At 70.3% G+C, this 13,455-nt stretch carries 13 protein-coding genes; 6 read left to right on the top strand and 7 right to left on the bottom strand.

All coding sequences use genetic code 11. The features are described from left to right. The first annotated feature begins 66 nt into the window (after window positions 1-66). Window positions 67-768, top strand: coding sequence for a ribosome biogenesis GTP-binding protein YihA/YsxC (gene yihA, locus EV148_RS07785; RefSeq protein WP_131996082.1), 702 nt, complete (start codon window positions 67-69; stop codon window positions 766-768). A gap of 11 nt (window positions 769-779) precedes the next feature. Here yihA and EV148_RS07790 read toward each other — a convergent pair whose 3' ends face one another. Then, window positions 780-1,490 carry an expansin EXLX1 family cellulose-binding protein gene (locus EV148_RS07790; RefSeq protein WP_158287376.1) on the bottom strand — a complete coding sequence of 237 codons (711 nt, stop codon included), beginning with the start codon at window positions 1,488-1,490 and terminating at the stop codon, window positions 780-782. Between the two features lie 134 nt (window positions 1,491-1,624). Here EV148_RS07790 and EV148_RS07795 point away from each other — a divergent pair, with 134 nt between their 5' ends. Continuing rightward, window positions 1,625-2,989 (top strand): glutamate--cysteine ligase, encoded by a 1,365-nt coding sequence (locus tag EV148_RS07795; protein ID WP_131996088.1) that lies wholly within the window; start codon window positions 1,625-1,627, stop codon window positions 2,987-2,989. 69 nt (window positions 2,990-3,058) lie between these two features. Here EV148_RS07795 and EV148_RS07800 read toward each other — a convergent pair whose 3' ends face one another. Beyond that, entirely contained in the window at window positions 3,059-3,409 is a 351-nt protein-coding gene (locus tag EV148_RS07800) for a hypothetical protein (protein ID WP_241988022.1), read from the bottom strand. 94 nt (window positions 3,410-3,503) lie between these two features. Then, on the bottom strand, window positions 3,504-4,163 hold the full coding sequence (gene bioD, locus EV148_RS07805) for a dethiobiotin synthase (RefSeq protein ID WP_131996672.1): 660 nt from the start codon (window positions 4,161-4,163) through the stop codon (window positions 3,504-3,506). A 142-nt stretch (window positions 4,164-4,305) separates the two neighbouring features. Between bioD and EV148_RS07810 the strand changes: the two genes are divergently transcribed. Together EV148_RS07810 and EV148_RS07815 are read left to right on the top strand one after the other, a co-directional pair. Beyond that, on the top strand, window positions 4,306-4,794 hold the full coding sequence (locus tag EV148_RS07810; protein ID WP_131996094.1) for a GAF domain-containing protein: 489 nt from the start codon (window positions 4,306-4,308) through the stop codon (window positions 4,792-4,794). A 32-nt stretch (window positions 4,795-4,826) separates the two neighbouring features. Further along, window positions 4,827-5,264, top strand: a complete 438-nt coding sequence (locus EV148_RS07815; protein ID WP_131996097.1) for a TfoX/Sxy family protein — start codon at window positions 4,827-4,829, stop codon at window positions 5,262-5,264. 71 nt (window positions 5,265-5,335) lie between these two features. Here EV148_RS07815 and EV148_RS07820 read toward each other — a convergent pair whose 3' ends face one another. The 3 genes from EV148_RS07820 to glmS form a co-directional block, all read right to left on the bottom strand. Further along, a complete protein-coding gene (locus EV148_RS07820) occupies window positions 5,336-5,914 on the bottom strand; it encodes an LOG family protein (RefSeq protein WP_131996100.1) in 579 nt (192 codons plus the stop codon). A 64-nt stretch (window positions 5,915-5,978) separates the two neighbouring features. Next, window positions 5,979-8,024 (bottom strand): DUF7452 domain-containing protein, encoded by a 2,046-nt coding sequence (locus tag EV148_RS07825; RefSeq protein WP_131996103.1) that lies wholly within the window; start codon window positions 8,022-8,024, stop codon window positions 5,979-5,981. Between the two features lie 106 nt (window positions 8,025-8,130). After that, window positions 8,131-9,963 carry a glutamine--fructose-6-phosphate transaminase (isomerizing) gene (gene glmS / locus EV148_RS07830; protein ID WP_131996106.1) on the bottom strand — a complete coding sequence of 611 codons (1,833 nt, stop codon included), beginning with the start codon at window positions 9,961-9,963 and terminating at the stop codon, window positions 8,131-8,133. Window positions 9,964-10,161: 198 nt separating this feature from the next. Here glmS and EV148_RS07835 point away from each other — a divergent pair, with 198 nt between their 5' ends. Further along, the gene (locus EV148_RS07835) at window positions 10,162-11,562 is read left to right on the top strand and encodes a TIGR03013 family XrtA/PEP-CTERM system glycosyltransferase (RefSeq protein WP_131996109.1); all 1,401 of its coding nucleotides are present in this window, start codon (window positions 10,162-10,164) and stop codon (window positions 11,560-11,562) included. 9 nt (window positions 11,563-11,571) lie between these two features. On the opposite strand, the gene EV148_RS07840 is transcribed toward EV148_RS07835, so the two are convergent. Continuing rightward, a complete protein-coding gene (locus EV148_RS07840) occupies window positions 11,572-12,246 on the bottom strand; it encodes a J domain-containing protein (RefSeq protein WP_131996112.1) in 675 nt (224 codons plus the stop codon). 244 nt (window positions 12,247-12,490) lie between these two features. On the opposite strand from EV148_RS07840, the gene EV148_RS07845 reads away from it, so the two are divergent. Continuing rightward, entirely contained in the window at window positions 12,491-13,423 is a 933-nt protein-coding gene (locus EV148_RS07845) for a cupin-like domain-containing protein (protein WP_131996115.1), read from the top strand. Window positions 13,424-13,455: the final 32 nt, after the last annotated feature.

Genomic DNA, 13,455 nt, shown 5'->3' on the forward strand with positions numbered 1-13,455 from the left:
ACGCGGGCGAAAACCGCGGAATTATCCCCGCGACCCCGAAGGCGGTCAAACCATCGCGGTGCCGGCATGCCGGCACCGACGCCGCGCAGCGACCCGCCCCGCATCCCGAAGGCCGACGTGACCGCCAAGACTCATCCGTTCCGCCAGGCGCAGTTCCTCGTCAGCGCGAACCGCCTCGCCCAGTTGCCCGCCGACAGCGGCGCCGAAGTCGCGTTCGCGGGCCGCTCCAACGCGGGCAAGTCGAGCGCGCTCAATGCGATCTGCGACCAGCAGGGCCTGGCGCGCACGTCGAAGACGCCGGGCCGCACCCAGCTGCTGAACGTGTTCCCGGTCGGCGACCCCGCGCGTCGCCTCGTCGACCTGCCCGGCTACGGTTACGCGAAGGTGCCCGAAGCGATGCGCCTGCACTGGCGTGGCGTGATCGACGAATACCTGCGCACGCGCGCCTCGCTGAAGGGGCTCGTGCTCGTCATGGACTCGCGCCATCCGCTCAAGGAGTTCGATCGCCACATGCTAGAGTTCGGCGCAGCGAGCGGTCGCGCCTGCCATTGCCTGCTGACCAAGGCCGACAAGCTGTCGCGCAGCGAAGGCCTGCGCACGCTCGCCGCCGTGCGCAAGGAACTCGCCGCGTTCGCGCCGGACGCGACCGCGCAGCTGTTCTCGTCGCTGGCGCGCACCGGCCTCGACGAAGCGCGTGCGCGGGTCGCGCACTGGCTCGGCATCGGCGCAGCGCCCGCCGACGGCGGGTCGGGCGCACGTACGGCCTGATCGAGCGACTTTCAGCCCGCCGACGGCTCGAAACCGTCGATGAAGATCGCGTCTTCGATGCAGGCGGAAAACTGTCGCCCGAGGTCGAGCACGCTGCCCGCCGCGAGCGAGGTCGCAGCCTGTTCGATCACCTCGCCGCTGGTCGAGACGACGCGCAGCGGCAAGGGTGGTTCATAGGGGCCGCCGCCGGTCAGCACGAAGGTGTTGTCCTCTGCCCGGGGCAGATCCTCCCAGCCGCTGCCGGTCATCGCCGCAATGCCGGCGATGGCCTGCCGATGCTGGTCCGGCGTGAACGGGAGGTAGTACGGGTTCGCGCTTTCGCGGATGCGCACGAGCACGTTTCCGTCGACCGGGCAATCGACCCGCCTCCACGTGACCGCGGCACTGCCGGAAGCAACGGGGGCAATCTGCGCGAATGCGTCCGGGTGCATGTCCAGACCGCCGGCGCTGCAGCCGATGCATCGGTCGACGACGCGCACGGTCACGGTGCCGAGCGGGCCGGTCACTTCGAGGCATTCGCCACAATGCGCCGAACCGTCCCATTGCGCGCCGGCGAGCGCCGTGACCATAGTGTCCAACGGGTCGACCGGCACCGAGCACGCGAGCAGCGTGCCCGGCGTGTACAGGGTGGCGTTGCCGCTGGACTGGAACACCGGCGGGCAGGCGCCGAACGCCGCTCCCGCCATCGCCAGCAAGCCGCCGGCGAGCACTGTCCGGATCATGGCGTGAGTCCCCCTTGCGCGTCGCCGCGGCATCATAACAGTCCGCCGCGGAGCCGCTGGACGCGGCAACCCGGGCCCCTTTTAACCGGCCCGCGCGGGCCTCATAGTGCGGGCTCCCCCAGCGAGAGCCCGCCGTGTCCGGACCGTCCTTCGTCAAAGACTCCCCCATCGCGGGCCGCAACGAACTGGTCGAATACGTCGCTGCCGGCGAGAAGCCGAAGGCCGCCTGGCGCATCGGCACCGAGCACGAGAAGTTCGGCTTCCGCCTCGACGACCTGCGCCCGCCGACCTGGGAAGGCGAGCGCGGCATCGGCGTGCTGCTCGAAGGGCTGACGCGCTTCGGCTGGCAGCGCGTCGAGGAGGACGGCAAACTCATCGCGCTCGTCCGCGACGACGCGTCGATCACGCTCGAGCCCGCCGGCCAGCTCGAGCTTTCGGGCGCGCCGCTGGAGACGATCCACGACACCTGCTGCGAAGTCGCCTGCCACCTGCAGGAAGTGAAGACCGTCGCCGACGAGCTGCGCCTCGGCTTCCTCGGCATGGGCTTCCAGCCGAAGTGGCGCCGCGACGAGATGCCGTGGATGCCCAAGGGCCGCTACAGGATCATGCGCGAGTACATGCCCAAGGTCGGCTCGCTCGGCCTCGACATGATGACGCGCACCTGCACCGTGCAGGTCAACCTCGATTATTCGAGCGAAGCGGACATGGTGAAGAAGTTCCGCGTCGCGCTCGCGCTGCAGCCGGTCGCCACCGCGCTGTTCGCCGACTCGCCGTTCACCGACGGCAAGCCGAACGGGTACCAGAGCTACCGCTCGCACATCTGGACCGACACCGATCCCGACCGCACCGGCATGCTCGACTTCGTGTTCGAGGACGGTTTCGGCTACGAGCGCTACGTCGACTACCTGCTCGACGTGCCGATGTACTTCAGCTACCGCGGCGGGAATTACATCGACCTCGCGGGCAAGAGCTTCCGCAAGTTCCTCGCCGGCGAGCTGGCGGAACTGCCGGGCGCGAAGGCGACCCTGCGCGACTGGGCCGACCACACGACGACCGCGTTCCCCGAGGTGCGGCTCAAGAAGTACCTCGAGATGCGCGGCGCCGACGGCGGGCCGTGGAACCGCCTGTGCGCGCTGCCCGCGTTCTGGGTCGGCCTGCTCTACGACGGCGCCGCGCTCGACGCGGCGTGGGACCTGGTCAAGGACTTCACGCGCGAGGAACGCCATGCGCTGCGCGACGGCGTGCCGCGCCACGCGCTGAAGCTGCCGTTCCGCCACGCGCGCGTGCGCGAACTCGCCATCGAGGCGCTGAAGATCTCGGCGCACGGACTCGCGCGGCGCGCGCGCCGGAATCGCCACGGCGCGGACGAGGCGATGTTCCTCGACATCCTCATGCAGATCGCCGACGCCGACCAGACGCCGGCCGAGCGCAAGCTCGAGCTGTTCCGCGGCGAGTGGAACGGGGACATCGACCGCGTGTTCCGCGAATTCGCCTACTGAGCGCGGCGCGAAGCGCGCTTCTTCCAGCGCGCTGCCGGACGGCCCGCGCCGCGGGCCGTGGCGTGCCCCTCAGGCCGCGCTGACGTCGCGCAGGGTCCAGTGCTTGCCGATCAGCAGGGTCATGCGGTGCTTGATCACCGCGTGCGGCAGCGAACTGCGCACGTCGACGCTGACGTGCACGTCCGACTGGTGCGCTTCGACGGTCGCCGCCGGATCATTCGCGCCGAGCGCGGGATCGATCGCGTCGGGATCGGGCTGCATCGACTTCCAGCGCTGCCACAGCGAGGGCTCGCGCAATGCCTGTTGCAGCAGCGCGGCGAAACTTTCCGCCGAGCCGCCCTGAAACGACAGTTCGTGCGATTCGCCACGCGCCTTGGGCAGGTCGTCGATGGTGAAGATGTAACGCTGTACCGTGTTCATGGGCATCCCTTGCAGTGTGCTCGGTTCGAGTCTAGCAGCGCGCGACATGAATGCAGCCGTGACGGCCGGCAGGCGGGCGCGACGCCGCGCGGACTCAAGGCGCGGCTGCGTCGATCGCGACGAAGCCGGTGCCGCCGTACGCGAGTTGACCGAGCAGCGGCGCGTCGATGCGCGCGCGCAGCGTGGCGATGTTGTCGTCGACGGCGGCCATCGCCGGATCGATGTGATTGGCGATCCAGCCGGCGAGGCGGCAACCGTCGCCGGCGATCGCGCGCGCGCTGAGCAGCGCATGGTTGAGGCAGCCGAGGCGCAGGCCGACCACGAGCACGACGTCGAGGTCGAGGTCGCGCACGAGATCGGCCTGCATCAGGCCGTCCGACAGCGGTGCCATCCAGCCGCCGACGCCTTCGACGACGACGCGTCCGGCCCGGGCGCGCAGTTGCTCGAATGCAGTGCGGATCGGCGCGAGTTCGATCCTGCGAGCCACCGCGTGGGCGGCGAGGTGCGGCGCGATCGGCGGTTCGAACGCATACGGGTTGCACGTCGCATAAGCCGGCGCGGGATCGCTCGCCGCGATCAGCGCGAGCGCGTCCTCGTTGCGCAGGCCCTCGGCGGTCCGCATGCACCCGCTCGCGACCGGCTTCATGCCGCTCGCGCGCTGCCCGCGCGCGCGCAGCGCGCCGAGCAGCGCGACCGCGACATGGGTCTTGCCGGCGCCGGTGTCGGTGCCGGTCACGAACAGGTCGCGCCCCATGTCCACGGCCACGGTGCTTCCGGGGGTGAAGTCGATCGGCGTGGTCATGCGCTCGCAGGGGTCGCTCGGTGCAGGCCTGAAGTATGCGGCACGCCGGCGACGCGGCGCGATACAATACGACTTCCGTCCAACGGGAACGCGCATGTTCGCCGCCGCACCGATCGAGGCCGCCGACAAGGCGGGGTTGTACGCCGAGCTGGCCATGCAGGCGCGCGGCCTGCTGCACGGCGAACGCGACCGCATCGCCAACGCGGCGAACTTCGCCGCGCTCGCCTGGCACGCCTTGCCGCGCATCAACTGGTGCGGCTTCTATTTCTTCGACGGCCGCGAACTCGTCGTCGGTCCTTTCCAGGGCAAGCCGGCCTGCGTGCGCATCGCGCTCGGCAAGGGCGTCTGCGGCACGGCGGCGGCCACGCGCGAGACGCAGGTCGTGCGTGACGTGGATGCGTTCCCGGGGCACATCGCCTGCGACGGCGCATCGCGTTCGGAAATCGTCGTGCCGCTGGTCGACGCCGAAGGCGCGCTGCTCGGCGTGTGGGACGTCGACAGTCCCGACCTCGCGCGGTTCGACGACGAGGACCGCGCCGGCATGGAAGCGCTCTGCCGCGTGTTTCTCGACGCGCTGCGCTGATCGTCGTTTTTTCGAATGCCTGGGAGCCCCGCATGAGCGCACGCGACGTGAAGATCCGCAATGTCGGCCCGAAGTCGGCCGCATGGCTGCGCCAGGTCGGCGTGCGCACGACCGAGGACCTTGCGCGCATCGGCCCGGTCGAGACCTTCCTCAAGGTCAAGCGTGCCGGCTTCCGGCCGAGCCTCAACCTGCTCTATTCGATGGCGGGTGCGCTCGCCGACTGCCACTGGGCCGACCTGCCCGAGGAGCAGAAGCAGGAACTCCTGCTCGCGCTCGACGCGGCGGAATCGGCCAATCCGATCAAGACGCGTTGGGAAAAGCAGAAGGCCGCGAGCGAACCCGGCGCCGCGCCACGCGCATCCGACGATGCGGGCGACGTCGCCCCGGCAAGCCTGTTCGACGAACCGGACGACGAGGATCGCTCGTCCGCCGGCGCCGACGCCGACCGCGAACTCAGCCGCTTCGACTAGGATCGAGCGCGCAACGACCTCGTAGGGCGGGTCGAGTGCGGAGCGCGAGTCCCGCCGGCGTACGCGTCACCCTACCGCACCGCCGCGTAGTCCCGCGCATGCACGTCCCAATCCGGCGTCGCGCGGATCGTCGGCAGCACGTCCTCGACCCGCGCGACGCTGGTCCACAGCGCGCGGTGCTGCGGATTCATGAAGCGCTGCTCGATCGTCTGCTCGAGGAAGCGCTCGAGCGGCGCATAGAAGCCGTCGACGTCGAACAGCACGATCGGCTTGAGGTAAAGCGCGAGTCGCTTGAGCGTCATCGCCTCGAACAGCTCTTCGAGCGTGCCGCACCCGCCCGGCAGCGCGACCACCGCGTCGGAACCGGTCAGCAGGCGGTGCTTGCGCTCGCGCATGTCCTCGACGACCTCGAGGTTGGCGAGGCCCGGATGCTGCCACTCCACCTCGGTCATGAAGCGCGGGATGATGCCGACCACGTCACCACCTGCGGCGAGCGCGGCGTTGGCGAGCGAACCCATGAGGCCGACCGCGCCGCCGCCGTAGACGAGCGTGCAGCCCGCCTCGGCGATCGCCCGGCCGAGTGCGGCGGCGGCGGCGTGGTAGCGGCGGTCGACGTGTTCGCTGGACGCGCAGTAGACGCAGATGCGCATGGAGGCTCCCGATCGTGGGGCCGCAGTGTAGTGCGCGCGTGCGCGCCGAGTCGACGCCGCGGCGTCAGTCGAAGGCGCCGGCGAAGATCACGTCGTTGCATTCGACCACCTGGCGCGCGTCGACGACGACGTGGAACTCCGCGCCGATCGGCATCGACGCGAGGTCCTGGTTGTAGATCGCCCAGCGGCTGCCGGTGTACCAGACGCCGACGTGGTGGCCGTTGAGCACGCCGCCCCCGGCGCCCTGCGTGACGTGCACCTGCGCGCATGCATGGCCGTTGAGCAGCGGATGGTCGAGCAGGGTGTAGTTGTTGCTGATGTTGCCGGGCATCGCGATGTGCCGGAAGGCGTTCGCGCTCGGCGGCTGCCAGTAGACGTGATAGCCGCCGCCGGCATTCATGTCGATCGAGTCGAAGTGGGCGATGAACCAGCTGCCCGGCCCGCCGAACGAGAAGTAGAACACGCCGAAGGGATGCACGTCGTCGTAGATGCTGTTGCCCGGATCGAGCGAATCGCGCGTGACGAGCAGGACCCGGTCGGGTTGGTCGTTCAGCCCGCTTGCGGACAATTGCGTGCCGGCGCCGCTCACGTTCGCCGCGGTGGCCACATGGGCGAAACTGCCCTCGCCCGTAGCCGGCGCGAAGATGTTGAAGCGCGCGTCGTCGGCGAACGGCACGAGGTCCTCGGCGCGCAGCAACCAGCGCGAAGAGACGTCGTCGTAGAGCGCGCCCACCGGGTGGTTCCAGTAGAGGCCCAGGGTGCCGGGGGGATTCCAGTTCGAGGTCACGTGCGGCCGCCGCTGCGGTTGCGCGTCGACGGCCGGGTGGGCGAGCAGGCTGTAGATGCCCGGCGACGCGTCGTGCGTGCGGTGCAGGAACGTCGCGTCGCCGTATTCGAGTGCGCCGATGTCGGCGAGACCCTTGAAGCGGCGCAGCCCGGCGCCGTCGATGCGCGCGAGCCCCGCCGCCACGAGCAGGTTGGCCAGCGACGTGCTGTCGGCCGCATCGATCGCGGGCGAGCCGGCGTTGAGCCAGGGGTTGCCCGGTGCGCCGCGCAGCAGCGGATCTGCGTTGATCGTGCCTGCCCCCGGCGTGAATCCCGAGATGGCGCCGTCGTACAGCAGGTTGTGGTCATTGCTGATGCTGCCGCTGCCGCCGTTGGAGTAGGCGAGGTTGAGGATGTTGCCGGCGAGCAGGTTGTTGGCGATGCGCCCGCTGATCGTCGCTCCGCTGCCGACCTCGACGCTCACGCCCCTGGAGGCGCCGGTCACGGTGTTGTTGAACGCCTGCAGCGCGAGGCTGCCGAAGTAGGATTCGGCGCGGATGCCGAACGCGTCGGTCGGCGCGCGCAGCGGCGTGACGACGTTGTTCACCACATAGGCGGTCAGCGAGCCGCCACCGCTGGCGCCCACGGCGCCATGGCGCACGTCGATGCTGCCGTAGGCGCGACCGCCGCGGACCCAGTTGCCGTCGATGCGCACGACATGGGTTTGGTCCCCGCTCACCACGAGGATGCCGCTCGACCATTGGCCCCCGGCATCGATGCGGTTCTCGTGGATGCGCCCGGTGCTGCTGCCGCTCTGCGAGTCGAGCACCTGCAGCGCGGCGCGGATCGCGCCGTCGTAGGTGTCCCAGGCATAGCTGAGCTGGTTCTCGCCGATGTCGTAGTCGAGCGGTGTCGCCGCCGGGCTGTAGAGCGAGATCTGAGCGCTCCCGCTCGTCGGCGTGGCGAGCACCCGCACGCGCCGGATGCGCACGTGCACGTCGCCGTCGTAATGCGCGACGTTGACGCTTCCGCGCTGCAGGGTGAAGCCTTCGACCGCGTATGTGCCGTCGACGCCGGCGTTGACGGCGATCGAGCGATCCGGCGCGAGCCGCGGTAGATACCCGCTCGCGACACGCAGGCGCAGCGGTACGCTGAAGCCGAGGTTTTCGTCGATCGTCGCGTCGGTCGCGACCTCGACGATGTCGCCGCTCGCGGCTCCGTCGAGGCATGCCTGCAGCGTGCCACCGTTGCACGGCGCGGTCGTCGGCCAGGTGCGGGTCGCGGCCGCGGCGAATGCAGGCAGCAGGAACAGCACGACCGCTGCGGAGCGATGAGCGTGTGACATGCAGGTCCCTCCTCGTTTCCAGCCGGCGGGACGATACGCCGCCGGGCCGAGGCCGGATGCGAAGTGTGACGCAGCCGTGAGGCGAACCGCGTCACGAAACGTGCGGTTACTCCACCGTGACCGACTTGGCGAGGTTGCGCGGCTGGTCGACGTCGGTGCCGCGCAGCACCGCGACGTGGTAGGCGAGCAGTTGCAGCGGCACGGTGAACACTGCCGGTGCGATGAGGTTGCCACCCGAAGCGACCTTGAGCACCGCGCCGCGCGTGCCGTCCTGCTGCACCGGCGCGTCGGTGTCGGCGAATACGAACAGCTCGCCGCCACGCGCCCGAACCTCCTCGAGGTTGGATTTCAGCTTCTCGAGCAGTTGGTTGTTCGGCGCCACGGTGATCACCGGCATGTCCTCGTCGACGAGCGCGAGCGGGCCGTGCTTGAGCTCGCCAGCCGGGTACGCCTCGGCGTGGATGTAGGAGATTTCCTTGAGCTTGAGCGCGCCTTCGAGCGCGACCGGATAGTGCACGCCGCGGCCGAGGAAGAGGGCGTGGTGCTTGGGCACGAAGCGCTCGGCGAGCTTGGCGATTTCCGGTTCGAGCGTGAGCACCTCGGCGACCACGCGCGGCAGTGTCGCGAGTTCGGCGACGAGCTTGGCGTACTTGTCCGCGGCCATGCCGTTGATGCGCGCGAGTTCGATCGCGAGCAGTGCGAGCGCGGCGAGCTGGGTCGTGAACGCCTTGGTCGAGGCGACGCCGATTTCCGGACCCGCGCGCGTCATCAGCACGAGGTCGGACTCGCGCACGAGGCTCGACTCGGGCACGTTGCAGATCGCGAGCGAGCCGAGGTAGCCGCGGTTGCGGCCGTCACGCAGCGCGGCGAGCGTGTCGGCGGTCTCGCCCGACTGCGACACCGCGAGGAACAGCGTGCCCTCGGGCACGACCGCGCGGCGGTAGCGGTACTCGCTCGCGACCTCGACGCTGCACGGCAGCCCTACGAGTCCTTCCAGCCAGTAACGCGCGACGAGGCCGGCGTGGTAGCTCGTGCCGCAGGCGACGATCTGCACGTGGCGCACGCGCTGCAGCAGCTGGTCGGCGTCGACGCCGAAGATGTTCGGCAGCACGCGGCCGTCGGCGATGCGGCCCTCGAGCGTGTCGGCGATCGCGCGCGGCTGCTCGAAGATCTCCTTGAGCATGTAATGGCGGTACTCGCCGCGCTCGACCGCGTCGGCGGACAGTTCGCTCTTGCGCTCCGGGCGCTCCACCGGCGTGCCGTCGGCATCGTAGATCGCGCAGCCGTCGCGGCTGATCTCGGCGACGTCGCCTTCCTCGAGGAACTTGAAGCGGTTGGTCTGCTTGATGAGCGCCTGCACGTCCGAGCCGAGGAAGAACTCGCCGTCGCCGAGGCCGGCGACGAGCGGGCTGCCCCTGCGCGCGCCGACGATGCGCTCGGGCGTGTCGCGGTTCATCACGGCGATCGCATAGGCGCCGTGCAGGCGCCGCGTCGCGGCGATGACCGCCTCGAGCAGGCTCGCGCCGCCGGCGATCGCGTCCTCGACCAGGTGCGCGATCACTTCCGTGTCGGTCTCAGATTCGAAGCGATAGCCCTTCGCCCTGAGCTCCTCGCGCAACTGGGCGTGGTTCTCGATGATGCCGTTGTGCACGACCGCGACGCGTTCGCTCGACACGTGCGGGTGCGCGTTGCTCGTGCTCGGCGCGCCGTGGGTGGCCCAGCGCGTGTGCGCGATGCCGGTGGCGCCGGCGACCGGCGCGGCCCGGTACAGCGATTCGAGTTCGCGCACCTTGCCGACTGCGCGCACGCGCGCGAGGCGGCCGTCTTCGAGCACGGAAATGCCGGCCGAGTCGTAGCCGCGGTATTCGAGCGCCTTGAGTCCGGCGATCAGCACCGGCACCACGTCGCGGGCCGCGGTCGCGGCGACGATTCCACACATGCGGGCATCCTCGGGCTGGTTCGGGGCCGCGGTCTCGCCTTGCCGGCGTCGCCCCGCGCTGCCAAGATGATAAACCGACCCGCCGTGGCGGGGGCATGGCGGAAGCATGGCGCGGCGATGGCACGCCGTCGACCTCGCGCGCGCCGGCCCCGCAGTGCAATGCCGCCGGCGGGCGGTTTCCCGGATGGAGACGAGCGGATGTTGCGGGCGCTGCGGCGACAGTCGATACGCTGGCTCACCCTGCTGGTGTTGCTCGAACTCGCGTCGCTCACGCTCGGCGTGCAGCTCGCGGCACGCCTGCGCTATTTCGCCGACGCGCCGGCGCTGGCCGGGTTTTCGGAGAACCTGTGGCTGCGCGGACTGCTGTTCGCGGTCACGATCGTGCTCGGCATGTCGGCGCTCGGCCTCTACCAGCAGCACCTGCGCGAGAACTGGTTCGGCCTGTTCGCGCGCCAGCTGGTCGGCTTCGTGCTCGGCGTGCTCGGCCTCATCACGATCTACTACCTGTTCCCCGCGGTGGCGATCGGCCGCGGCGTGTTCGCCATCGCGATCGTGATCGGTTTCGCCGCGGTGCAGGGCTGGCGCGTGCTGATCGCGCGCCTGGTCGACGTCGAATCGCTGAAGCGGCGCGTGCTCGTGCTCGGCGCCGGCAACAACGCCGCGACGATCCCGCAGCGCATGCGCCGGCGCACCGACCGGCGCGGTTTCATCATCCTCGGCTTCGTGCGCATGGGCGAGGAGGCGGTGTGCGTACCGGAGGATCGCCTGCTCGTGGTCGAGGGCAGCCTGCGCGCGTTCGCCGAGTCCCTGCAGGTCAACGAGATCGTGGTCGGGCCGGACGACCGCCGCGGCGGCCTGCCGATGGACGAGTTGCTCGACTGCAAGCAGGCCGGCATCGCGGTCAGCAACCTCGCCTCGTTCTTCGAGCGCGAACTCGGCATCGTCAAGCTGTCGCTGGTCGACCCGTCGTGGCTGGTGTTCTCGCAGGGCTTCGACAATTCGCCGCTGCGCCATGCGATCAAGCGCGTGTTCGACGTGTCGATCGCGCTGCTCGTGCTCGCGTTCGCATGGCCGTTCATGCTGCTCGTCGCGCTGGCGATCCGCCTCGAATCGGGCCCCGGCCAGCCGATCCTGTACCGGCAGGACCGCGTCGGCGAGCACGGCCGCGTCTTCGCGCTGGCCAAGTTCCGCAGCATGCGCACCGACGCCGAACGCGACGGCGTCGCGCGCTGGGCAAAGCCCGGCGACGACCGCGTCACGCGCGTCGGGCGCTTCATCCGCCGCGCGCGCCTGGACGAGCTGCCGCAGCTGTGGAACATCCTGCGCGGCGACATGAGCGTGATCGGACCGCGGCCCGAGCGTCCGTCGATCGTCGACGATCTCGCCCGGCAGATCCGCTACTACAACCTGCGCCATTGCGTGAAGCCCGGCCTCGCCGGCTGGGCCCAATTGCGCTACCCGTACGGCGCCTCGGTCGAGGACGCGGTCGAGAAGCTCAAGTACGACCTGTTCTACGTCAAGAACCACGACCTGCTGTTCGACCTCACGATCCTCGTGCAGACGGTCGAGGTCGTGCTGTTCGGCCGCGGCGCGCGCTGAGCCGGCGCTTCAGCGCGTGGCCGGCTCCGGCGGCGGTGGGTGCGCGCTGGCGACCTTGAGCGGGCGCAGCTTCGAGCTGTACCAGTCGCTGACCTTGCCGTCGTCGAACGCGATCCACGAGGGTCCGTAATCCCAGCGCTGCGGGTTCTCCATCACCGGTCGCCCTTCGAGGGCGCGCACCGTCGCCGCCGCGGTGCCGATGCCGATGAGGCCGGTCGAGGCGCCCGCAGGCGTGCTTGGCGTCGCAGCCGCCGGGCGACCCGGTGCCGGCCCGCCGCCGACCTCGCCGCCGCGGTCGAACACGCCGCCGTTCCACGCCAGCCACACGAGGCCGCCGGCGAGCGCGAGCCCGAGCCAGCGCCGCGCGCGGCCGCCGCCGGAGCGGGCCGGCACGGCCGCGGCCGGTTGCACCATGCACGTGGCGCGCGGCATCGGTGCGCGCGGCGCCTGGTGCAGGCCTCCAGGCAGGCGCCCGTAGCGGCGATGGAACGCGCTCGCCGCGTTGTAACCGGCCGTGAGTTCCTGCAGGCGCGCCGCATCCGCCGGATCGGCGTCGGCACCGCGGCGATCGGGGTGGAGTTCGGCGACGCGGCGCCGGTAGGCGACCTTGAGCTCGTCGAAGGTGCAACCGGGCTTCAGCCCAAGCTGCTGGTAGAGCGAGAAAAAATCGGCCTTGTCGAGCACGCTTGCCCCCGAACGATCCGCCGGCACGGCTCGCGCCGCAGGCGCGGACGCCGTTCCCCCGAACGTGCGCGCAGGGGATTCTACCTGCTGGCGGCGCGCCGACCGGCACCACTGGCGCGGCGGGGTGTGCCTCGCGTAGATTGCCGTCTTGGCGATAAAATGTGAACTGCGTCACCCTTTCCGGGTCGAAACGCGCGTCGCTGGCCGCGTCGTCCCGGATGTCACCCGCGAGGACCAGGTTTCCATGACGATCGGGGCAGGCTCGGTAGCGATGGATGCGCCGCAGGCCGGCGAGGCCGGCGGCTGGGTCGACCGCGTCGACCGGCTCGACCCGCGCGAGTTCCGCCAGCGCTACCTGGAGCCGCGCCGGCCGGTCGTGCTGCGCCACGCGCTCGAACGGTGGAGCGCGCCCGCGCGGTTCACCCCGGAGTTCTTCCTCGAACGCTATGCCGATCACCCGGTGCGCATCCGCGGCCGCCACTACCGCCTCGGCGAAGTCATCGCGCTGCAACGGGCCTCGAGCGAAGCGCAGCCGGCGCCGTACCCGTGCACGTTCGCCGAATGCGCCGACCTCATGGCGGATGTCACGCCGCGCTTCGCCTGCAGTCTGCCGAACCGGCACACGAGCCCGTTCATGCCGAAGTCGGTGTTCGACCTCGTCAACCATCTCGAGATCTTCTTCGGCGGTCCGGGCGGCGAGTTCCCGTACCTGCACTACGACATGCTGCGCATGCACGCGTGGATCGCCCAGGTGCATGGCGACAAGGAATTCACGTTGTACGAGCGCGGCCAGGAGCACCTGCTGTACGTGCACCCGGAAATGCCGTGGATGTCGCGCGTGGACGATCTGCACGACGTCGAGCGCTGGCCGCTGCTGCACCAGGCGCGGCGGCATCGCGTCGTCGTGCACGCGGGCGAGGCGCTCTTCATCCCGTGCGGCACCTGGCACACCGCGCGCTGCCTGACGATGAATATCACGGTCGCGTTCGACCAGCTCGAATCGAGCAACTGGCGCGAGTTCGTCCGCGACGTCGTGGTCGAGGAACGGCGCAAGGGCCATGCCGCGCGGGCGCGCTGGCTGGGCTTGTATCTCGGCCTGCTCGGGCCGATGCTGACGCTCGCCGAACGCTGCGGCGCGAATCGCCGCGCGGACTGGGGCGTCGCGCGCCTGCATTGACCGGACCGCCGGCGTCGCGCCGGCCGCAGCTT

Origin of the sequence: Dokdonella fugitiva, assembly GCF_004342425.1 — a bacterium.
GTDB classification, from domain to species: Bacteria; Pseudomonadota; Gammaproteobacteria; order Xanthomonadales; family Rhodanobacteraceae; genus Dokdonella_A; species Dokdonella_A fugitiva.